Raw genomic sequence first — 22,147 nt, 5'->3', positions numbered from 1 at the left:
CAAGTCATGCCTGATGACCATAGCAAGTCGGTCCCACCCCTTCCCATCCCGAACAGGACCGTGAAACGACTTTGCGCCGATGATAGTGCTGCAACCAGTGTGAAAGTAGGTTATCGTCAGGCTGTTATATAGAGAAACCCCCGTCCAGTGATCTGGCGGGGGTTTTTCGCATTTGAACGCTTTGCAGTGTGCTGCGGACTTGGAGCTCGGTCCCGGTTTTAGTGCTCCGCCGGGCACTGCCCGACGTCGCTCTGGCGGGGGTTTTTCGCATTTGAACGCATGCTTTGCAGTACGCCGCAGACTGGCTCCATGTCCCGAACCGGCGCTCCTCCGGGCGCTGCCTGGCGTCGCTCTGCGGCGCGGCGGCAGCCAGACTGTGGCATTCTGGCCTGCGGCACTGGTGATCGGCCGAAAAGATGCTCATTGTCAACTTTCCAGGATGTGGCCCTTGATAAGCTCGGCGCTTTACCAAAGCAGGGAGCCAATATGGCCAAGATCCTTTTTGCCGCCGTCGCCACCGCCTTTTCCATGCTCGCGTGCGCCACGGAGAATCCCGTGACGGCGGCAACCGCTGGCCTGAAGGGCGCACTGGAACGGGAATCCATCGGCCTCCTGCCCGCCGATGGCATGCAGCTCAGTACCGGGAAATGCGGCCATTGCAGGGTGCCCAGGCAGGCCCTGTGGTATTTCCAAAACGAGGTGATTGCCGTGCCTGGAGATGGCATGACGGTGTCGGCCTCCACGCCGGGAACGCACAGGCGACGCGATGTCGCCGGGTGGTCGATGACGCCGCACGCCGAAAAGCTGGCCTATCCGTCCGTCACGTGGATCGGCGCGCCGAGCATCCTGGAGGGGGCAGTCATGATGCCGGGCGCGCGGCGCGTCCGCACTGTGGCCGGGAGTGAACTTGCCATCGAATTCGTGCCAAGGCTCGCTACCAACCTGTCCTATGCCAATAGCGCCACGGCAGCTTACTTCGCCGGACGCGAAGTCAGGCTGCGTGGCCAGATCGGCGGCACCAGCGAAAAAGCAGTATTCGTTACCCGGACGATCTGGCCCGGCGATTTCGCTTTCGATCCGGCCGGCATGCAAAACCAGCCGCTTCAGGAACCGTCGGACCTGACCGCATTCGTGAAAGCCCCGGGCAACCAGGAGGGCGGTATCGAAACGCGCCTTTTATGGGAACGGCACCCCGGCCAGCCGCGTGACTGGCGGCGCAAGCCGGTATTGGGATTCGTATTGAACGGTGCACAGGGCGACGACGACGAATCGCTGGGCGGGCATTTCGCCATCGCCACGGGCCGCATCGGCGACCGGGGTGAATGGTCCGACTGGGCCGTCAACAATTTCTACAATCTGGATTCGGTCAGCGAAAAGGGCATCGTTGCGGCCACGCTGCCGATGGACAACTACCTGATGGACCTGAACAGCGGCCAGCAATACTACCGCCCGTCCTGGATGCTGGTGGCGGTATTGAACAACGCGCGTACGGCGGCGGCATTCCAGGGTGGTGTACAGCGCATCATGAACCAGCTGTACCGGCACGATTTTCAGTATCGCCATGCCAGCGCCAATTGCGCCGGTATCAGTATCGACGTGTTCGACTCCCTTGGCTGGAAAATCCCGACAAGGGGCCCGACCGCGCCGCTGAAGTCGCTTGCCGCATACGCCTATGTTGCCGCCAGGGACGGCAGCCTGCGGAGTGGCCGCAACATCTATGATTACCTGAATGAAGAGCAAATCAGGCTCTTGCCGGCCGTGGCATTCGAGGCTGCCGGACTGGACCTGCTGCGAATCGTCGGCCCCACTGGCACGCAACGCGGCCTGACCGGGTACGAGCGGCAGCTCAGGAGCGATGTCGACGCTGTTTTCCTGGTGCGCATCCCGCAGGTTCCGTCCAGCCGTGCAACAGGCTCGGCACCGGTATTGTCATTCGACGAATTCCGCGCCAGGGTGCCGGCGAACCAGGCCGACTGGAAAATAGTGCCCGTCCCGGCGCGTCCTTTTCCCGCCGCGCTGCGCGATTCCTCCAGCGTGGCGGAAGCCGAACCGTCGCGGATCCCGCTGCCGGTCGCCAGCCTCGGCGCGATCCTGGCAGCGCTCGCTCTGTGGCTCTGGCAGCGCAAGGCGAAATCGAAAGCCGGCAGTAAACAGTCCGCTCCAGCGCCGGACGAGATGGTCTATTAACGGGCCGCATGCTGTTGTGCCCGGCTGCGTAGCCGGCACAGCCGGATGCCAGGCTCGGCAGCTACGGCATATCCCTGTTTTATTCTCCCTATCGCCTTCCGCTCTGCGGATCAATATTAATGTGTGCCGATGCTGCCGATAGGCGGCGCCCTTTGCATTATTTGGCCTAGTATCAAATGAGAGATTCCACCCACGCAGGAATGGAAGCAGGGCGCACGGGCGCTCTGAATTGCGCACGACGACGCGGTACTCATGACTAGGGAGGCAACATGAAAGCGAAACAGCAAAAAAGCGCACGCGCACCGATGGCCGATGATTGCGACTGTAGCGAACCGAACGCGGCGAAAAGCGAGCAGGGGATCGAGGGCAATGGCCTGGCACATTTCTACATGCCTGGCGAACAGCCGCGCGGCCTGGCCGATCCGGATGATCGCGGCATGCCGGGCGTGTCGAAACGGGCGCCCCGGGATGGCATGCCGGATGGCGGCATGAGCGAGCGGACCGACGGCCGCGTCGACGGCATGCCCGGTGGCGGCATGAACGGTGGCGATGGCCATGGCGCACTGCAAGGGGCCGGCGGCTCGGGCGGCATGGGCGGGGCCGGTGGTGGCGGCGGCAGCGGCGGCAGCGGCGGATCCAGCGGCCCAGGCGGAGAAAACCGCCCGCAAGTGCGCCGCTGTGCCACGATGGATGTGCATCGACGCCTGCTGTCGACCAATCCCGACTATGCGCGCGCGCGCGACGACATCGAAATCCAGGCGCTGCGCTACGAGTCCGGCGAAGCAAGCCCGCAGCGCAGCGGCATTACCCGCATTCCCGTGGTGGTGCATGTGGTCTGGAATACCACGGCGCAGAACATTTCCGACGCCCAGATCGCCAGCCAGATCGACGTGCTGAACCGCGATTTCCGCCGCACCAATCCGGATGTCGGCACGGCACCGGCACCGTTCCTGCCGCTGGCGACGGATGCGCGCATCGAATTCTTCCTCGCTACCAGCGATCCGGACGGGGCCTCGACGACGGGCATCCAGCGCCGCCAGACCACGGTCGCGTCGTTCAGCGATGACGACGCCGTGAAATCCAGCGCAAGCGGCGGCCTGGACGCCTGGCCCGCCGACCGCTACCTCAACATCTGGGTGGCCCAGCTGGGAGGCGGCCTGCTCGGCTATGCGCAGTTCCCCGGCGGCCCGGCCGCCACCGATGGCGTGGTCTGCCTGCAGTCGGCGTTCGGTACGACCGGTACCGCGGCGGCCCCTTTCAACCTGGGCCGCACGACCACGCATGAGATCGGCCACTGGCTCAATCTCAACCATATCTGGGGCGACGACGGCACCGGCTGCTCCGGCACCGACAACGTGGCCGACACACCCAACCAGGGCGGCGCCAATACGGGAGAACCGACCTTCCCGCGTATCTCGTGCAGCAACGGGCCGAACGGCGACATGTACATGAACTACATGGACTATGTCGACGACCGGGCCATGGTGATGTTCAGCGCCGGCCAGGTGGCCCGCATGCAGGCATGCCTGGACGGCGTGCGTGCCAGCATCGGGCTCGACGCGGCCGCCACCAGCCGCTCCAGTTCGGAGCCGGTCGTGGCATGGGGGGCGAATCGTCTCGATATCTTCGTGCTGGGTACCGACCGGGCGCTGTACCACAAGTGGTGGGGCGGTTCCTCATGGGGACCGGCGGTCGCCGGTTATGAAAGCATGGGCGGAACCTGTACCAGCGTTCCGCAAGCGGTGGCGTGGGGCCCGAACCGCCTCGACGTGTTCGTCACCGGCACGGACAGCGCGCTATACCACAAGTGGTGGAATGGTTCCGCGTGGGGCCCGTCGGCCACTGGCTATGAAAACATGGGCGGCATCTGCTCCGGCGATCCCCGCATCGTCTCCTGGGGCCCGAACCGGCTCGACGTCTTCGTGCTCGGCAGCAATCGCTCGCTGTTCCACAAATGGTGGAACGGTTCGGCCTGGGGACCTTCCGTCACCGGCTACGAAGACCTGGGCGGCACCTGCCTGGGGCAGCCGGAAATCGTGTCGTGGGGGCCGGACCGGCTGGACATTTTCGTCATCGGCACCGATCGCGCGCTCTATCACAAATGGTTCGACGGCACCTCCTGGGGTCCGTCGCCGACCGGTTATGAGCGGCTGGGCGGTATTTGCACGTCGGCGCCCCGCGCCGTGTCGTGGGGTCCGAACCGGCTCGACATCTTCGTTACCGGCACCGATGGCGCGCTGTATCACAAGTGGTGGAATGGTTCCGCCTGGGGACCGTCCGCCACCGATTTCGAACGGATGGGAGGCATCTGCGTCGGCGAGCCGGAGGCGGTGTCGTGGGGCCCGAACCGGCTCGACCTGTTCGTGATCGGCACCGACAGTGCGCTGTATCATAAATGGTGGAACGGTTCCGCCTGGGGACCTTCGCTCACCGGTTACGAGAACCTGGGCGGTACCTGTACGTCCACGCCGCGCGCCGTATCGTGGGGCAGCGCTCGGCTCGACGTATTCGTCACCGGCACGGACAGCGCGCTGTACCACAAGTGGTGGAACGGCTCGGCATGGGGCCCCTCGGCCACCGGCTACGAGTTCATGGGCGGCGTGATTTCCGCGTTCCGCGAAGGCGCACCGGAGCCGGACGGGCAGACACCGCCGGCACCCCGGCAGCCGTTGATCGCCACGACGCCCAGGGATCTGCTGCAGCAGTCGCTGACGATGAGCGCGTGAGCGGAGCCACCGTGGAAACACGACCTCCCGCCATCGGCGCGGCGACGACCTGGGCTCACTCGTTCGAAGAGGACGAGGGCGATGTCCAGGTCTACCGCCCGCGCGACACGTTTCCATTCCCGCCCAGCCGGAAGGGGCGGGAAACCCTGGTCTTCGATCCGTCCGGGCGCGCCAGTTCCGGCATGCCCGGGCCGGACGACCGCATGATGGCGCCACAGGCCGCGGCACCCTTCGATATCGTCGAGGCCAGTGCCGATCTGTTGAAAGTCAGGAAGCGCTGACGCACCGGGGCCGCCGCGCCACCGCCGGCGAGTGAGTCTCTTCCTACATGCCAGCGGTCCCCGCGCCGATACAGCCACGTCAACCGGGGGTGCATGATCCCTGTGTTGACGCCCGGCCGGCGTCGCCACAGGAGGAGCACATCATGTCGAAGAAAGGCAGCGCGGACGACAAGCGCGTCCGTTCACAAACCACCACCAACCTGAATACGGTCGCCGAAGGCAGCATGCAGACACGGGCCCCGGGGGCCGTGCAAAAGGGCAGCGCGAACGTGCAATCCGCTTCGGAAGAGCAGCAAGGCGCATCGCTGCGCGACCGTGGTTCCCTGCAGGGTACGCCGCAGGGCACGGCGGAGGAGAATGTCGGCAGCAGCCGCGGCGGCGAAGGAGCCCAGCAGGCAGGCTGGAGCGCCCGCCAGAAAGCCATTCGCAACGAAGCCCGTGCCGACGAGGACCGGGAAGCCGCGCCCCAGCAGTCCGGCTACGGCGGCCTCGAACAGAAGCAGCGTGCCGGCTCGCAGGAATCGCCGACGGGACCATCCGGCAACCGGCAGTCCGGCGCGGCGGACAACCAGCAGCGCCAGGGCAATCCTGACGAACAACCATCCGACGCCGGCAGCCGCCGCACCGACAAGATCCAGCAACGCTGATCGGCTGGCTGCCGGCCCCTGGCGCGACTGTCAGAGGCCGGCAGCCGCATGTCCCCCGCATGCAGTGCATTCAGCCTGAAGGAAGAACTGCGGCCCGAAAGGACGCCGTTGAGCGAACGGCTGCCGCGCGCTATGGGCGTTACAATCCGGATTCAACAATGAAGGATGCCCATGAACGAAGAGCTGGCCCGCAGCGTGGTTCTCGTCCGCGCGATCGAAACCACCGACCAGAAGCGCGAAATCCTCAGCGACGACGACCGCCGCTATGCCAACCGCACCGCCCGCGAGCTGGCCCAGTGGCAGGCATCGGAAACCAAAGCCGAGGCGACTTCCGAACATTTCCTGCAGCAGCGTTCCGAACAGGTCATCAAGAAGCTGTCCCAGCGGCACCCGGCGTTTGCCGCATTTGCCAGGCGCGCGCCGGGCCTGCATGCCACCGGCTGGCTGTTGCCGTTGCTGGCGCTGGCACTGGGTGCCGGCCTGGACCGGATCACCGATCCGCACCGCGTCGATCTGCTGTCCGCGCCGCTGCTGGCGATCATCGCCTGGAACCTGCTCGTTTATGTGGTGATGCTGGTCTGGCTGTGCATACCGAAGGCAGGCGTCACCCGTGTGCGGGCAGCCTGGATCCGCCACCTGTCCGTGGGCAAGGGCGCCATGCCGCGCAAGATGCCGCATGCGCTGTCGTCCGGGCTGTACGCGTTCATGGCCGACTGGGCCCAGCTGAGCGCGCGGCTGAACGGCGCGCGGCTGTCGCGCACGATCCATCTGTCCGCCGCGCTGTTCGCCGTGGGCGCGCTGGCTTCGCTGTATGCGCGTGGCATGCTGTCGCAATATGGGGCTGGCTGGGAAAGCACGTTCCTGGGCGCGGCACAGGTCCATGAACTGCTGGGTATCCTGTTCTGGCCGGCGATCGCCGTGTTCGGGCTGCAGGGATTCACGCTGGCCGACGTGCAGGCATTGCACTTTGCCGCCGGCGCGCCGGCAACGGCAAGCGACGGCGCCCGCTGGGCGCACCTGTACGCGGGCACCCTGCTGTTGCTGGTCGTCCTGCCGCGGCTCGTGTTTGCCGCATTCGCAGCGGCCAGGGCATCGGTGCTGAAGCGCCGCTTTCCCATCGATCTCGACCAGCCGTATTTTCGCCAGCTGAACGACGCCGCCGGCGGCGAAGCCGGCACGCTGCGCGTGCTGCCCTACAGCTTCACGGTCGATGAGGCGCGCTCCCGCGGCCTGGAAGCGGTGGCCGCGCAACTGCTGGGCGAGCGCGCCCGTGTGCGCCTGCTGGCGCCGGTGGCGTATGGTGCCGACCTCGCGGCCGCGCTGCGCGACATCGATCCGCGCGATCCCGGCGTGACGTCCACGGCACTGCTGTTCAGCCTTGCGGCTACGCCCGAGAAGGAAACACATGGCGCGTTCATCACGCATGCAGCGGGTGTACTGGCCCAGCGTGCCGTCGTGCTGCTCGACGAATCCGCCTTCACCAGCCGCACGCCGGACCCGCAGCGGGTGCGCGAGCGCGTCGAATTGTGGCGCGAGTTCTGCGTGTTCCACGGCGCCGAGCCCACAGTCGTGAACCTGCTCGCAACACGCGCGCCGGCCAGCGGGGAGGGCGCATGAGCACGACGATCCAGCTGGCCCTGATCTCGCACACCAATAACGGCAAGACCACGCTGGCCCGCACGCTGCTGGGCATGGACGTCGGCGAAGTGCGCGATGCGGCGCATGTGACGGCGCTGAACGAATCGCACACCTTGCAGGCCACCGAAGAAGGCGATCGCCTGGTGCTGTGGGATACGCCCGGCTTCGGCGATTCGGCGCGGCTGATGAAGCGCCTGGCCATGGCCGGCAACCCGATCGGCTGGTTCCTGCGCGAAGTGATCGACCGTTACCGCGACCGCCCGTTCTGGCTCAGCCAGCAGGCGCTGCGCGCCGCGCGCGACGATGCCGACATCGTGCTCTATCTCGTCAATTCCGCCGAGCGGCCCGAGGATGCCGGTTACCTGCCCTCCGAAATGCGCATCCTCGAATGGCTCGGCAAACCCGTGCTGGTACTGCTCAACCAGATGGGGCCGCCCCGGCCCGCACCGGAAGAACAGGCCGAGCAGCTGCGCTGGCGCGAACACCTGCGCCAATACGGCGCGGTCCGCGATGCGCTGCCGCTCGACGCGTTTGCCCGCTGCTGGGTGCACGAACATGTGTTCTATGAAGCGCTCGGCCGGCTCTTGCCGGAAGACAAACGGCCGGCGCATGGCCGCCTGCTGGCCGCATGGGAAGCGCAGAACGCGCAGCGCTTCCACCAGTCGATGGCCGTGATCGCGCAGCAGTTGCACGACGCGGCGCGCGACCGCCAGCTGGTCGAAACGGTCGACAAGGGCATGCTGGGCGCCGCGCTGAAGCTGGTCGGCATCGGCAAGGGCGACGATCGCAAGCGGCAGGAACGGGCCATGAACACGCTGGCCGCGCGCCTCAATCTCGGCATCGGGCAAGCCACCGTCAGCCTGCTGTCGCTGCACCGGCTCGATGCCAGCGCGGCCACCACGATCAATGCCCGCGTCAGCAACAACTTCACCGTCAAGGCGCCGCTGGAGAAGGGGCAGGCGGCGCTGCTGGGCGCGATCGTCTCGGGCGCCGCGACCGGCCTGTCCGCGGACCTGGCCGCCGGCGGGCTCACGCTGGGCACGGGCGCACTGCTGGGCGGGGTGGTCGGCGCGCTGACGTTCGCCGGCGCCGCCTGGGGTTTCAATGCCAGTACCGAGCGCAACACGCCATCGATCACGCTGTCCGACGAGTTCCTGCGCACGCTGCTGGTCAGCAATGTATTGCGCTACCTGGCGGTGGCGCACTTCGGGCGCGGGCGTGGCAACTTCGTTGAAAGCGAGGCGCCGGCCTTCTGGCAGGACGAGGTGGAGCAGGCCGTCGCCCTGCGCGAAACCGACATCGCCGGCTTGTGGCGCACGCTGCGCGAGCAGGACGAGCCGGACATTGCAGCCACCACGGCACTGCTGGCCGCGATCGCCAGGCAGGTGCTGGCGCGGCTGTACCCGGGCGCGCCGATCCCGGGCTGAGCCGCTTCGTGCTGCGTCGCTTCGTGCTGCGTCACCGTCACAGCTTCCCTTCGAGCACATAGCCGTCGGCGAAAATCAGGGCCGGATCATGGTCGCCCGAATGGGTGCCTGGACCATTGACGAGGCCGGCGGCCAGCCAGCCGCCGTTCGACGCCGCCAGCGAGCGCACCTGGTTCTGGCGCGCACCCGCCGTGAAGGGCAGGCGTTGTTGGACGGCGCCATTGGCATCGAGCACGGCCAGCAATGGTTGCGACGTTTCGGAGATGCTCGCGCCACCCGGGTTCTGGGTGTAAGCAGTGGTCCCGGCCGCGAGCATGCGCCCTCCGGCCAGCGGCAGCAGGTCGAACACGATGTCGCAGCGGTCCACGTCGATCAGCTGCACGCGCGGATCCTGGCCGGGCTTGAGCAGTGCCACGTAGGCATCCCAGCCGGCGCCGTTTGCCGGTGTCGACGTGCGCTGCCTTCCGGCCACGGCGATCGTGCCGCCGACCCAGCGCACGCCGTGTATCTCGGGGCGTACCGGCATCGGCACCACGCGCGTGCCGAGACGCGTGCCGGCGGCATCGAGTTCGGTCACGAACAGGCCATACACCATCGCGGCCGGCAGCGTTTCGTTGAAATGGCGGGCATGGCCTTCGATCAGGTTGGTCCGGTCATTCTGTACGGCGATGGCGATGCGCCCTGTCGGACTCACGTCGAGGCGGACGTGGGCTGGATTGGAAAGCGACTGGAACGGGTCGAAGCCGCCGCCAATGATGGCGCTCAGGCCCAGCTGCACGCCGGGCTCGACCAGCGTGCGCCAGCGCTGGTGGAATCCGGCCTGGCCGTAGTCGAAACGATAGGCGACGACCGCATCCTTGCCGGTGCGCAGGACGAGCACCGCGTCTTCGCCAAGCGGGGCAAGGCGCGCCGCGTCGCGTGTCACGTAAGGCAGCATCGAATGCGGATCGCGCACGTAGATCGGGTCGTCCATGAACGGGTCGTGCGGCACCGCCGGGTCAAGCCAGGCCTGCTCGCGCAGCAGGGTGCCGCGTCCGTCGAACCGCAGCAGGCGCACTTCACGGTCGGTGCCGAGTATCGCCGACACCTCGAGCGAAGGGTGCTGGGTGAAGTCGAGCAGCGACCAGCCGGGCTGCGGCGTGTACGGAACGGGCGCGCCGGAGGCTTGCGCGAACAGCAGTCGACGCTCCGGCCGGGTCAGTGCTTCCACCTTCTGGCTTTCGGCCAGCGCCACCCACGTGCCACGCTCCGCGCGCACCTTGGCAATTGCCGCGCCGGTGAGCGCGTACTGTACCGGTGGCGGTGGCGGTGGCGGTGGTGGCGGCGGCTCGCCGTCCTGGCGCGGATCCGGGTCGGACGAGCCGCCGCCGCATGCGGCAAGCAGGGGCACGGAGAGCATGGACAACATGGCGCGCCGGCGCGCGAGGGAAGGGAGCATGGTGTGTTCCTGTGATGAAGGAACAGCCCATTCTAGAGAGCGAGTGTCGCGAAACTATCCGCGAACTGTCGCGATTTGTCCGCCAGCTTGTTACGAGAAGTAAGAATTGAAACGGCGCGATCCTTGCGGACCGCGCCGTTCTTCGGCGTTGTGTCAGGTGACGTTTACGCCGCTGCCGCTTCCTCGCGTTCCGGCAGCGCGATGCGGTTGTCGGTACTGAACTGGTAATCGCGGAACACGTGTTCCGCGGTCAGCAGCTGGTAGTTGCCATTGGCCAGCTTGTGCGTGGTGTCCTTCAGCCGGTAGGTATAGTGGCCGCAGGTCCAGCAGTTGAAGTTGCGCATGTGCGTGCACAGGCAGGTCTTGTCCATCACCTTCACGCCCTTGTCGCTGCCGCCGTTCGCCGTCACTTCGCGGTTGTACGAATTGATGTACGAGCAGTTGCCGTTGGCGTCCAGCAGGTAGCCGTAGGATTCGCAGCCGGGACGGGTGTTGGCGCCGATTGCCGGCGTGTTGCGCAGCATGCGCATCGGGTAGCCGGTGGGCGAGACGCCGTTGACGATCACGTCCTCTTCCGAAGCGCGGGCGTATTCCTGCTTCACCTTGTCCGGCAGGCCGCATTCCTTGGTGATCGTGAAGCGCGTGGCCACCTGCACGCCGGCCGCGCCCATTTCAAGGAACGACACGGCATCGCTGCCGGTAAAGATGCCGCCGGCGGCGATGACCGGGATCTCCAGCCCTTCGCCCTTCAGGTAGGCAAGCACTTCGCCGGTGATCGTGTGCAGGTCATAGTCCTGCCAGTCTTCCAGGCCGAAGCCCAGGTGGCCGCCGGCCAGCGGGCCCTCGACGATGACGAAATCGGGCAGCCGGTCCAGCTTGGCGTTCTTGCGCAGGAAGATCTGCAGCGCGCGTACGGACGACACGATGATGCCCAGCTTGGCGTCGCGGAAGCGCGGGTGGTCCGCCATCAGGCCGAACGAGTTGAAGTGCAGGCCGGCGGACAGCGTGATGCCGTCGATGCCGGCATCGAGCGCCGCATTCAGGCGCACGCGCAGCGTTTCGCGCGGGCCGTTCATCGTCAGCTTTTCCATGCAGTTCACGAAGATCAGGCCGGGGCCCTTCTTTGCTTCCATGGTCTTGCCGATGTGCAGGCGCTGCGCCTCGGCCAGGCGCTCGAGGTCGAACTGCACGACCGCCTTGTCCATATTGTTGATGTTGAACTTGTACAGCTTGGTCTTTTCCTTGACGAAGCTGGTATCGAAGCGGCGGTCGGAGACGTCCTCGACCATCGCATCGGAAATATGACCGATGCCGCCCAGGCGGGCAGCCTCCAGCGCCAGCCCGGCCGTGGAAATGTCCACGCCCATGCCGCCGATCATGATGGGTACATACTCTTTGTCGCCGAACCGCAGGCGAAAATCATCAACACGTTTCATTGCTTTCCTCAGGGACTGCCGGCAGGCGCCGGGTCAATCGCGGAAGTTGTTGAACTCGAGCGGCGTATCGGCCACTTCCTTGCGCAGCAGCGCCATCGCGGCCTGCAGGTCGTCGCGCTTGGCGCCCGTGACCCGCACCGATTCGCCCTGGATGCTGGCCTGCACCTTCATCTTGCTTTCCTTGATGATCTTGGTGATCTTCTTGGACGTATCCGAATCGAGGCCGTTCTTCACCTTGATGACCTGCTTGACCTTGTCGCCGCCGATCTTCTCGACCTTGCCTTCGTCCAGGAAGCGCACATCCACCTTGCGCTTGGCCAGCTTGTTGGTCAGCACATCCTTCACCTGGTTCAGCTGGAAGTCGGAGTCGGCGAACGCGGTGAGGTCGTTTTCCTTCTGTTCAACGCGTGCGTCGCTGCCCTTGAAGTCGAAGCGGGTGGTGATCTCCTTGTTGGACTGGTCGACGGCGTTGCGCACCTCGATCATGTCCGCTTCGGAGACGACGTCAAACGATGGCATGATGTTTCCTTTCGAATTTTTGTTGCTCGCGGCTACGCCGCGCGAAGATGCGACATTTTAACGGACGCGCGCTGCGAACGGTCGATCGTTTTTATCGTGTCCCTCTATAATCGAGCAAATTACTCAGTCAGCCATGCATCCCGAACCGACCCTCCAGCACGATTTTTCCCTGCGCGACCTGAACACCTTCGGCATCGATGCGCGCGCCCGCCACTATGTACGCATCACGGCGGCACACCAGCTGGCAACGCTGCTCGGCGAGCCGCGGCTGGCCGCCTTGCCGCGCCTCGTGCTGGGCGGCGGCAGCAACCTGCTGCTGACGGGCGACTTCGACGGCCTCGTGCTGCACATGGCCAGCAGCGGACGCGAGATCGCCGGCGAAAGCGGACAACACGTGCTGGTGCGTGCGCAGGCGGGCGAAAACTGGCACGGTTTCGTGGAGTGGACGCTGGCGCAAGGCCTGGGCGGCCTGGAAAACCTGGCGCTGATTCCCGGCACCGTGGGGGCGGCGCCGATCCAGAACATCGGCGCCTACGGCCTGGAAACCAGGGACGTCTTCCACAGCCTGACCGCGTTCGATCCCGCGACCGGCACGCTGGCGACGCTGGATGGCGCGGCTTGCCGCTTCGCCTACCGGGACAGCATCTTCAAGCACGCGGCGGGCCGCGGCCTGGTCATCGTCGACGTCACGTTCGCGCTGCCGCGCGCGTGGCGGCCGAACCTGCGCTATGCCGAGCTGGCCAATGAGCTCGCCAATGCCTCGACGAAGCAGGGAAGCGCGGGGCCCAGCGCGCGGCAGGTGGCCGATGCCGTCATCGCGATCCGGCGCCGCAAATTGCCGGACCCGGCCGTGATCGGCAATGCCGGCAGTTTCTTCAAGAATCCGGTGGTCAGCGCGGAGCAGTGCGCAGCGCTGCTGGAGCGCCATCCGGCACTGGTGCACCACCGGCAGGATGACGGTAGCGTGAAGCTGGCCGCCGGCTGGCTGATCGACCAGTGCGGCTGGAAAGGCAGGAATCTGGGCGCGGCGGGCGTCTATCCGAAGCAGGCGCTGGTGCTCGTCAACAACGGCGGTGCCAGCGGGGCCGACGTGCAGCGCCTGGCGCACGCGATCCAGGCCGACGTGCAGGCGCGCTACGGTGTGCTGCTCGAGCCGGAACCCGTGTTCGTCTGAACCGCTGCGGCGCCAGTGGCGCGATTGCGGCCGCCGTCCTTGGCGGCGTAGAGCGCGCGGTCGGCGCCATCGACCAGTTCGGCCGGCGAATGGCCCGCGGCCGGTACCAGCGTGGCGATACCGATCGACATCGTCACGATACGGTGCGGCGCTTGCGGATTGTCGATGCCCAGGTCGGCCAGTGCGCGCAGGCAATACTCGGCCACGCTGCGCGCCCCGGCTTCATCCGTATCGGGCAGCACCAGCGCGAATTCCTCGCCGCCGTAGCGGGCGGCCAGGTCGGCCGGGCGCTTCAGGCAGGCCGTCAGCACGGCCGCCGCCTTCTTCAGGCACAGGTCGCCGGCCAGGTGGCCGAACGTGTCGTTATACAGCTTGAAGCAGTCGATATCGCACAGCAGCAGCGACAGCGGCCGGCGCTCGCGCTGGCCGCGCTGCCACTCGTTGTGCAGCGCTTCGTCGAAACGGCGGCGGTTGGCGATGCCGGTCAGGCTGTCCAGCGCCGCCAGTTTCTGCAGTTCGATGTTCGCTTCGGCCAGGTGCTTCTGGCTCTCGCGCAGGAAGCGGAACGCCTCGTCGCGCTGCAGGCGGCTGATGTAGGCGCCCGAGTGATAGCGCACGCGCGCCAGCAGTTCCAGCCGGTCCGGCAGCTTGACGAGGTAGTCGTTGGCGCCGACCGCGAAGCCATGCGCCTTCGAGGCCGCTTCATCGCGCGCCGACAGCACGATCACGGGCACGTGCTCGAGCTGCGGGCTGGCACGGTAGCGGCGGATCAGGTCGAAGCCATCCCAGCCTGGCATCACCAGGTCCTGCAGGATCACGGTCGGTTGCAGGCGCTCTGCGCAATCCACGGCGGCGGCCGGATCGGTCACGAAATGGAACTCGATATCGGTCTGGTCGGCCAGCATGCGGCGCACGGCTTCCACGACCAGCAGCTGATCGTCGACGAGCAGTACACGCACCTTGAAACTGGTGAGAGAAAATTCCGGTTCCGCGCCAGCGGTGAAGGCCTGGGACATCGGCATTCCTAAGGGTTGATACAACGGTTGAACGCTGGCGGCGTTCAGGGTTGCTTCCCTAGGGTTTGCCTCCAGTGATATTGCGTAAAAACGGGCCGATCTTTTGCAGCGGCAGCACGAGCTGCGCCGCATCGAGTTCGGCGGCCGCGCGCGGCATGCCATAGACGGCGCTGCTTGCCTGGTCCTGCGCGACCGTGGTCTTGCCGGCCCGGCGCATGGCCAGCAAGCCTTCGCCGCCATCGCGGCCCATGCCGGTCAGCAGGATGCCGATCGCATCGTCGCGCCAGTGCTGCGCCACGCAGCGGAAGAAGACGTCGACCGATGGGCGGTAGGCATAATCTTTCGGCACAGCATCGTAACCCAGTTGGTGATTTTCATCCAGTACCAAATGGTCGTTACTTTTAGCTATCATCACGGTTCCGCCCATCAACGGATCGCCATGTTCGATCGGGCGCACCGGCATCGTCAGCTGGTCGCCGAGCCACTTGGCGAAATGATCGGCGAAGTTCTCGTCGATGTGCTGCACGACCACGATCGCGCAGTCCGGTGGGGCCTGCCAGTCGGCAAGGATGCGCGCCACGGCCACCGGGCCGCCGGTCGAGGCGCCGATCGCCACCAGCGAGCGCAAGCCGGGCACCGCCCGTTCGACGGCCGGTGCGGTGCCGCGCGGTGGCAGTGCCTGCACGCCGCCGCTATGCCGGATCAGCTTTTCCATCGTGCGCAGCTTGGCCAGCAACTGGGCTGCGCCCTGGTCATGGCCCGGAATCAGGATCGGCGTCGCGGTCACGTCCAGCGCACCGGCGCCGAGCGCGCGGAACACCTGGTTGACGCTGTCCTGCGGCTGGCCGGTGACGACCAGGATCGCGCACGGCGACTCGGCCATGATACGCCGCGTCGCTTCCACGCCATCGAGTTCCGGCATGTTCAGGTCCATCAGCACCAGATCCGGCCGGTTCTCTGCGCACATGCGCACGGCCTCCAGGCCGGTGCGGGCGATCCACAGCACCTGGTGCAGCTTGGTGCCGGCAATCACGCGGCGCAGCGCTTCCGCCGCCATCGCGACATCGTTGGCGATACCGATCTTCATCGGAACGCATCCCCGATCAGGTCGGCCACCGCGTCCAGCAGGGTCTCGTCATGGAAACTGCCTTTCGTGAGGTAGTAGTCGGCACCGGCGGCCAGGCCTCGCGCGCGGTCTTCCGGCCGGTCCTTGTAGGACACGATCATCACGGGCAATGTGTGCAAATGCGGATCCTTCTTGATCAGGTTGACGAGTTCGATGCCGTCCATGCGCGGCATGTCGACGTCGGTGATGACAAGGTCGTAGTCGCCGGAACGCGCCGCGTTCCAGCCGTCCATGCCATCGACGGCGATGTCGACCTCGAAGCCGCGGCCGGTCAACAGCTTGCGCTCCATTTCGCGCACGGTGAGCGAATCGTCGACGACGAGGATGCGTTTCATTCTACGCTTTGCCGCGCCGCCGGCGCGCGCCAATTGGTGCAGGCCGCCTTCGGCCAGCAATTTGTCGATCGACATCAGCAGGTCGGAAACGTCGAGGATCAGCACGGGGTCGCCATCATTCAGCAGGGCGGCGGCGGCGATGTCGCGCAGCTTGCCGAAGACCGGATCGATGTTGTGCACGGTCAGGCTGCGCTCGCCGCGGATCGCGTCGACCACCAGCCCGTAACGGTGGGCGCCGCTGCCCACCACGATGACGGGCAGCAGTTCCTGGGGCCTCATCTCGCCCAGTTCCAGTACCTGGGCGGCCGAGACCAGCCCCACGTTCTCGCCCTCGAATTCGAAGAACTGCTTGCTTTCCAGTGTGTGGACGGCGGTGCGCTGCACCTGCAGCACCCGCTCCACCTTGACGATCGGCAGCGCGTAAGCTTCGCCGCCGATGTCCACCACCAGAGAACGCACGATCGACTGCGTCAGCGGCAGCGTGATGTGGGTATGGAAGCCTTGCCCCGGCACCGATTCCAGCCGCACCGTGCCGTTCTGCTCGCGGATCGTGTCGTGCACGATATCGAGGCCCACGCCACGGCCGGATATCTCGGTGACCTCGGCCTTCAGGCTGAACGCCGGCAGGAACAGGAACTGCATCAGCTCCGCGTGCGACATCGTGTCGGCCATCGCCTGCGCGGCCATGCGGCGCGCCACCACGGCGGCGCGGATGCGCTCCGGATCGACGCCGGCGCCGTCGTCATGGATGTCGATGTTCAGCATGCCGGCGCGGTGCCGCGCCTCGAGCACGATGGTGCCGTGCGGCGGCTTGCCCGCGTGCGCGCGCGCGCCGGGTGCTTCGATGCCGTGGTCGACGGCATTGCGCAGCATGTGGTTCAGCGGGCTTTCGATGCGGGCCAGGATATCGCGGTCGACCAGCGTGTCCTCGCCGCGGATCTCCAGCCGGACATCCTTGCCCAGGCTGCGGGCCAGGTCGCGCACCATACGCGGGAAGTGATGCACGCCGTCGCGGAATGGCCGCATGCGCAGCGCCAGCACTTCATCGACCATGCCTTGCGTCACATTCAGCAGGCGGCGTTCGTACTGCTCCATGTCGCCCACGTGCGCCAGGATGAACTGTTTCAACGGCTGGCCGCGGTGCACCACCTGCGCCACCTTGTCGCGCAGTACCGGGTCGCCGCTGCGGTCGATCGCTTCCTGCAAATCGTCCAGCGCGGTGAACAGCGCGGCCTGGTGGCGCTTGTGCCGCTGCATCGCCTGGATCAGCGGCTGCATCTGGTGCGCCGCGATGCGCGCCTCGCCGGCCAGCGACAGCAGCCGGTCCGACTGCACGGCGGGCTTGCCGCGCGGTGCCGGCGTTTCTGCCGGAGCGGCCGGCGGGGCGGGATCGCGCGCCGGTTCGGGCACCGCGGCGGCAGGGGTCGCAAGCGATGCGGCGGCAGGCAGCGCCGCTGCCGCGGAACCCGGCTCGGGCATTGCGGCCGGCGCGGAAGCCGGAGCCGATGCAGGAGCCGATACAGGAGCCGATACAGGAGCCGGCGAGGCCTGCGCGGCCACCGGCTCGGGCAGGAACGCGATATTCCGGATCGCGTCCATCGTGCGCCGGATCGTGTCGCCCTGTTTTGCCAGCCAGTCCTGCAGGCCGCTCTCCTGCAGGTGCGAGCATTGCACGATCAGGTCCACGCCGGCCAGCAGCACGTCGACCCGGTTCGGGCTCAGTTTCAGCAGGCCGTGCTGGGCGGCGATGAACGCATCTTCCATGCCGTGCGACAGCTGGACGATCACGTCCAGCCCGACGATGGCGGCAGCGCCCTTGATCGAGTGGGCCGCCCGCATCATCGCTTCGAGCGCCGCCGGATCGGCATGGCGCTCGACCGACAGCAGGCAGTCCGTCAGCGCCTGCGTCTGGCTCTCCGCCTCCATGCGGAACAGTTCCAGCATCGAAAACTGCGACAGGTCGCCGTCGGGAGCACGCGGTCCGCTCATCGCAAGGCCCTCGCCAGTTGTGGCCCCAGCAATGCCGCATCCAGCAGGCCGATGCGCATCTCTCCCTCGGCCACCACGCCGGACAGGTAACGCTGCAGGCCCTTGCTGATGGTTGACGCCGGCGGCTGCACGCGGCTTTCGGCATAGCGCACGATGCCGTGCAGGTCGGCTACCGGCAGCGCGTAGGCACGCGCTTCCCATTGCACCAGCAACAGCCGCGCGAACGTGTGGCGCCCGCTACGCGCGCTGCCGCCGTCGGCGTCGATGCCGAGCAGGTCGGCCAGTGCGATGCATGGATGCAGCTGCCCGCCCACGTTGACGATCCCGCGCAGGCCGCGCGCGGTGCGGTGCGGCACCCGGTGCGGCAGTACATGGGGCGCGACGCGCAGCAGCATCGGCGTCGGCAGCGCCAGCCATTCGGCGCCGATGCGGAATGCCACGGCCGAGGCGTCGGCGGCCTCGCTGCGGGCAAGCGGAGCGCGGAAGTGTTCGGCCCACTCCTGCAGGTAGGCGTCGTCGATGGCGCCGTCCGTGCTGCGCTGGCGGGGTTCCGGTGGTGTGACTGTATTCATCGTTCCATTCATGGTTCGGCCTTGTCTCCTGTCCGACCGCCTGCCTGGCCTCCTGCCTGGCCAGCCCTGCGCCGCCACACGCGTGCGGCGCGCTCCTGCAGGTTGTCGCGTGCCGCCGCGTCGCCGCGCCGTCCCGCCAGCAGGGCCAGGTGGCACAGCGCGTCGTAGTGGTCCGGTGCAAGGTAGATGCAGCGCCGCAGGTGCGCCTGCGCCTCGTCCGGCGCGGTATCTTCGGTGAGCAGTCCCAGCAGGAACCAGGCGCCGGCGTTGTCCGGCTCGCGTGCCGCCAGCGCGCGGCACAGCGCTTCCGCTTCGCGCCGCAGGCCCAGGTCCGCCAGGCGGCTTGCCTCGTCCAGCGTGCCCGCCGGCGCCGCTGGCGGCGTAATCGGCGGCGGTGCGGCCGGCGGCAGGGCTGAACGGCGCGGGACGGCATGGGCTGGCGCCGCAGGCACGGCAGCGGGCGGTCGGGCCGCCGGCCGGGGCACTGCCCGCCGCTCGCGCGGCTGGACCGCGGGCTGCGGGCGCCGGCGCCGCTCGGCGGCTGCCTCGCTCATCGGCAGGGGCAGGCCGGCATAGGGCCCGTCCTCCGGCGCGCCATCCTTGCGCAGCGCGAACGCCTGGCGGTAAGGCAGCGGCGTGAAACCGTTCTGCACGAACGACGGCACCTCGGCGTAGCCAGCCAGCAGCACGCCGTCGTCGGCCAGCAGCGCGGCCAGCCGCGCGATCGCGGCGGCGGTGGTCGGGGCGTCGAAGTAGATCAGCAGGTTGCGGCAAAAGATCACGTCGTAGCTGCGCGCCGGCGCCAGATCGCTCGCCAGCAGGTTGCCCTGGCGGAAGCGCACCCGCCGCCGCAGCGCTGGGTCGATCAGGTACAGATCGTCTTCCACATGCGTGAAGTGCCGGTCGCGAAAGGCCAGTTCCTTGCCGCGGAACGCATTGCGGCCGTATATGCCTTCCTGGGCGCGCGCGATGCAGGCGGTGGACAGGTCGACGGCGTCGATCGCGAACGCCGTTGGCGGCACCCCGGCATCGACCAGCGCCATCGCCAGCGTGTATGGCTCCTCGCCGCCGGCACACGGGATCGACAGCATGCGCAGCAGTTGCCGCTCGCCAGCGGCTAGGCGCCGCTGCGCGTAGGCCGCCGCCACGGCGAATGCCTGCGGATCGCGGAACAGCCAGGATTCCGGCACCACCACCAGTTCCACCAGCGCCGCCAGTTCGGTCTCGTCGATGCCCTGGTCGTACTGCTGGCGGTCGGCAATGCCGGTGGTGGCCATCCGGCCGAGCACCGCCCGCTCGACGGTTTCGCCGCTCAGGTTCATGCCCGTGGCCGCGCGCAGCCGCTCCAGCGTGTTCATCGCGGATCGCCCTGGAACAGCAGGGCGCGCAGGGCATCGGGCAACATGCGGTCCGGCTCCACCAGTTGCACGATGCCTTGGCCGTCGCCGGCCACGCGGTCGAGGAAGGGCGCTGCCAGCACGCCGGCCGGCGCCAGCGCGCCGTCATCGACGTCCTGCACGCCCTGCACGCGTTCGGCCACCAGGCCGAGTTCGTGCAAGGCGCCGTCCGGCCCGGTGTAGTCGACCAGCACGATGCGCGTGTCCACGCGGCGCGCGGCGCCGGTATTGCAGGCCAGCGTGCTGATATCGATGACCGGAATGCTGGCTCCGTGCAGGTTCATCAGGCCGGCCACCGCGGCCGGCGCGCCGGGCAGGGCCTTCAGCGCCATCAGCGGCAGCACGCGCCGTATCGCCGCCAGCGGCAGTCCATAACGGTCAGCGCCGATGTGGAAGACCAGCACTTTCATGACGGCCGGATCAGACGTTGACCGCGAACGTGGCCACTGACGTCTGCAGGTCGCTGGCCGCGTACTGCAGCTGGTGCACCGCCTCGCTGGTGGCCTTCAGCGATTCGACGGTCTGCTGCGTGGCATCGTTCAGCTGCATCATGGTTTCCGAGATCTGCTGCGCACCCACCGCCTGCGCCTGCATGCCCTGCAGCACCGCATCGAACTGGGGCGCCAGCTTGCGCACCTGGTCCATCATGCCCGACAGATGGTCGGTCACCGCGCGCACTTCGCCCACGTTGCGGCGGATCTCTTCGGAGAACTTGTCCATGCCCATCACGCTGGCGGATACGGCGGACTGCATCTCCTTGAGCATCTGCTCGATGTCCCAGGTGGATACCGAGGTCTGGTCCGCCAGCCGGCGGATCTCGGTGGCCACCACCGCGAAGCCGCGGCCCGCCTCGCCGGCCTTTTCGGCCTCGATCGCGGCGTTCAGCGACAGGATGTTGGTCTGGTCCGCCACCTTCGTGATCGTCGTCAGCACGCTGTTGATGTTCGATGCCTTCTCGGACAGCGCGGCCAGCTTGGCGTTGATCGAATCGGTGGCCGAGACCATGTTCTGCATGGTCGCATCCATGCGGCGCAGGTTTTCCTGCGCCTCGGCGGTGGCCGTCGTCGTGTAGTCGGCCACCGCGGTGGCGTCTTCCATCGTCTTCAGCAGCTGCGACGTGTTCGACGAGATTTCCTTCGTGGTCGACAGCACTTCGACGCTGGTCTGCGCCTGCTCGACGCCGGTGGCCTCCTGCTGCTTGGCCGACGCGGCGATCTCGGTGGCCGACGTGGTGACCTGGATGCCGGCCTTCTGCACATTGTTGAGCAGCAGGCGCAGGTTGTCGAACATGCGCGCCAGGCCGTGGCCGAGCTGGCCGATGGCGTCGCTGCCGCCGATGTCCACCTTGCCGGTCAGGTCGCCCGAGGCGGCCCGCGACACCACGGCGAGCAGGGAATCGACTTTCGCGCGCAGTTCGTCCGTGGCCGCCCGTTCGCGCTGCTGGTTATCCTGGATCGACTGGGCCATCCGGTTGAATTCCATGCCGACCTGGCCCAGTTCGTCGCGCGACACCACTTCGACGCGCGCGCCCTGGTCGCCGGATGCGATGCGGCTCACCACGTTGGTCAGGTTGTTCAGCGGACCCATGATCGCCTGGGTGAGCAGCCAGACGATCAGCATGCCCAGCAGCACGCTGACGGCACCACCGGCCAGCAGTACCAGGTTCATGTCGCGCCGCAGTTCGGTGGCGGCTTGCGAGCGTTCCGCCAGCAGGCTGTTTTCCTCCGCACGCGCCTGGTCGAGCAGCGCGTGCACCGCGTTCACGGCAGGGCTGCCCTGCTGGAACTGCGGCATGCGGCCGATGACGTCGGCGGCGCCCGGCGCGTCGCCCAGCTGCGCGCGGCGCGCGGTCTGCGGCTCGATCACATCGCGCACCCACGCGTTGATCAACGTTTCAAGCTGGCGCACGCGCGCCAGCTGCGGCGGATTGTCGGCAACGAGCTTCTGCAGCGCGGCGACCGCGGCGGGCACCCTGGCCAGCTCGGCACGCACCCTGGTCATGCGCGCCTCGGCGCCGGTCAGGTAGAAGCCGCGGGTTTCAGCCTGCACTTCCATCACGGCGAGGCTGACCCCATCGATCGCGTGCAGTACCTGCATGGTATGCCGGTCCCACTCGTTGGCCTCCGACAGGCGGGAGAAGTTGTTGTAGGCCAGCACCAGCAAAATCAGCAGGATCGCCAGGATCGCGCCGAAGCTGGCGTACAGCTTGTTCTTGATGCTCATGTTCTGGATCATCGTT

The 22,147-nt window shown here is 67.2% G+C and carries 17 protein-coding genes and 1 rRNA gene; 8 read left to right on the top strand and 10 right to left on the bottom strand.

The genetic code is table 11. The features are described 5' to 3' along the window. Window positions 1–9 precede the first annotated feature (9 nt). The 7 genes from rrf (at window position 10) to ACY34H_RS13960 (ending at window position 8,906) form a co-directional block, all read left to right on the top strand. Window positions 10–122: ribosomal RNA gene (rrf, locus tag ACY34H_RS13990) — 5S ribosomal RNA — on the top strand. 364 nt (window positions 123–486) lie between these two features. Then, window positions 487–2,187 (top strand): hypothetical protein, encoded by a 1,701-nt coding sequence (locus tag ACY34H_RS13985; protein ID WP_464978090.1) that lies wholly within the window; start codon window positions 487–489, stop codon window positions 2,185–2,187. 269 nt (window positions 2,188–2,456) lie between these two features. Then, window positions 2,457–4,913 (top strand): DUF8189 domain-containing protein, encoded by a 2,457-nt coding sequence (locus ACY34H_RS13980; RefSeq protein ID WP_464978089.1) that lies wholly within the window; start codon window positions 2,457–2,459, stop codon window positions 4,911–4,913. Between the two features lie 11 nt (window positions 4,914–4,924). Then, the gene (locus ACY34H_RS13975; RefSeq protein WP_464978088.1) at window positions 4,925–5,194 is read left to right on the top strand and encodes a hypothetical protein; all 270 of its coding nucleotides are present in this window, start codon (window positions 4,925–4,927) and stop codon (window positions 5,192–5,194) included. 143 nt (window positions 5,195–5,337) lie between these two features. Then, entirely contained in the window at window positions 5,338–5,841 is a 504-nt protein-coding gene (locus ACY34H_RS13970) for a hypothetical protein (RefSeq protein ID WP_464978087.1), read from the top strand. A 171-nt stretch (window positions 5,842–6,012) separates the two neighbouring features. After that, window positions 6,013–7,458, top strand: a complete 1,446-nt coding sequence (locus ACY34H_RS13965; protein WP_464978086.1) for a DUF2868 domain-containing protein — start codon at window positions 6,013–6,015, stop codon at window positions 7,456–7,458. Then, window positions 7,455–8,906, top strand: a complete 1,452-nt coding sequence (locus ACY34H_RS13960; RefSeq protein WP_464978085.1) for a DUF3482 domain-containing protein — start codon at window positions 7,455–7,457, stop codon at window positions 8,904–8,906. The genes ACY34H_RS13965 and ACY34H_RS13960 overlap by 4 nt, the downstream gene beginning before the upstream one ends. A gap of 37 nt (window positions 8,907–8,943) precedes the next feature. Here the strand turns inward: ACY34H_RS13960 and ACY34H_RS13955 are convergent, their stop codons facing one another. The 3 genes from ACY34H_RS13955 to ACY34H_RS13945 all read right to left on the bottom strand — a co-directional run bounded on the left by ACY34H_RS13955 (window position 8,944) and on the right by ACY34H_RS13945 (window position 12,299). After that, on the bottom strand, window positions 8,944–10,344 hold the full coding sequence (locus tag ACY34H_RS13955) for a hypothetical protein (protein ID WP_464978084.1): 1,401 nt from the start codon (window positions 10,342–10,344) through the stop codon (window positions 8,944–8,946). Window positions 10,345–10,508: 164 nt separating this feature from the next. Then, entirely contained in the window at window positions 10,509–11,780 is a 1,272-nt protein-coding gene (locus tag ACY34H_RS13950) for a nitronate monooxygenase (protein WP_464978083.1), read from the bottom strand. 33 nt (window positions 11,781–11,813) lie between these two features. After that, window positions 11,814–12,299: a YajQ family cyclic di-GMP-binding protein gene (locus ACY34H_RS13945; RefSeq protein ID WP_464978082.1), complete on the bottom strand. Its 486-nt coding sequence runs from the start codon at window positions 12,297–12,299 to the stop codon at window positions 11,814–11,816. Between the two features lie 133 nt (window positions 12,300–12,432). On the opposite strand from ACY34H_RS13945, the gene murB reads away from it, so the two are divergent. Then, window positions 12,433–13,473, top strand: a complete 1,041-nt coding sequence (gene murB / locus ACY34H_RS13940; RefSeq protein WP_464978081.1) for a UDP-N-acetylmuramate dehydrogenase — start codon at window positions 12,433–12,435, stop codon at window positions 13,471–13,473. Here the strand turns inward: murB and ACY34H_RS13935 are convergent. Genes ACY34H_RS13935 through ACY34H_RS13905 form a run of 7 tightly spaced genes read right to left on the bottom strand, consistent with a single transcriptional unit; the run spans window position 13,434 to window position 22,131 of the window. Further along, window positions 13,434–14,489 carry a diguanylate cyclase domain-containing protein gene (locus tag ACY34H_RS13935; RefSeq protein ID WP_464978080.1) on the bottom strand — a complete coding sequence of 352 codons (1,056 nt, stop codon included), beginning with the start codon at window positions 14,487–14,489 and terminating at the stop codon, window positions 13,434–13,436. The two genes, murB and ACY34H_RS13935, sit on opposite strands and share 40 nt — an antisense overlap. 58 nt (window positions 14,490–14,547) lie before the next feature. Further along, window positions 14,548–15,576, bottom strand: a complete 1,029-nt coding sequence (gene cheB, locus ACY34H_RS13930; RefSeq protein WP_464978079.1) for a chemotaxis-specific protein-glutamate methyltransferase CheB — start codon at window positions 15,574–15,576, stop codon at window positions 14,548–14,550. Beyond that, a complete protein-coding gene (locus ACY34H_RS13925; RefSeq protein WP_464978078.1) occupies window positions 15,573–17,939 on the bottom strand; it encodes a hybrid sensor histidine kinase/response regulator in 2,367 nt (788 codons plus the stop codon). The genes cheB and ACY34H_RS13925 overlap by 4 nt, the downstream gene beginning before the upstream one ends. After that, complete coding sequence (locus ACY34H_RS13920) at window positions 17,936–18,511, bottom strand: chemotaxis protein CheW (protein WP_464978077.1); 576 nt, start codon at window positions 18,509–18,511, stop codon at window positions 17,936–17,938. The genes ACY34H_RS13925 and ACY34H_RS13920 overlap by 4 nt, the downstream gene beginning before the upstream one ends. Before the next feature lie 8 nt (window positions 18,512–18,519). Continuing rightward, window positions 18,520–19,869 carry a CheR family methyltransferase gene (locus tag ACY34H_RS13915; RefSeq protein ID WP_464978076.1) on the bottom strand — a complete coding sequence of 450 codons (1,350 nt, stop codon included), beginning with the start codon at window positions 19,867–19,869 and terminating at the stop codon, window positions 18,520–18,522. Beyond that, window positions 19,866–20,318: a chemotaxis protein CheW gene (locus ACY34H_RS13910; protein ID WP_464978075.1), complete on the bottom strand. Its 453-nt coding sequence runs from the start codon at window positions 20,316–20,318 to the stop codon at window positions 19,866–19,868. The genes ACY34H_RS13915 and ACY34H_RS13910 overlap by 4 nt, the downstream gene beginning before the upstream one ends. Window positions 20,319–20,328: 10 nt before the next feature. Continuing rightward, the gene (locus ACY34H_RS13905) at window positions 20,329–22,131 is read right to left on the bottom strand and encodes a methyl-accepting chemotaxis protein (protein WP_464978074.1); all 1,803 of its coding nucleotides are present in this window, start codon (window positions 22,129–22,131) and stop codon (window positions 20,329–20,331) included. Between the last annotated feature and the right edge of the window lie 16 nt (window positions 22,132–22,147).

The organism is Pseudoduganella sp. jia 9 (genome assembly GCF_055502615.1).
This window is presented reverse-complemented; position numbering and strand designations above follow the sequence as displayed.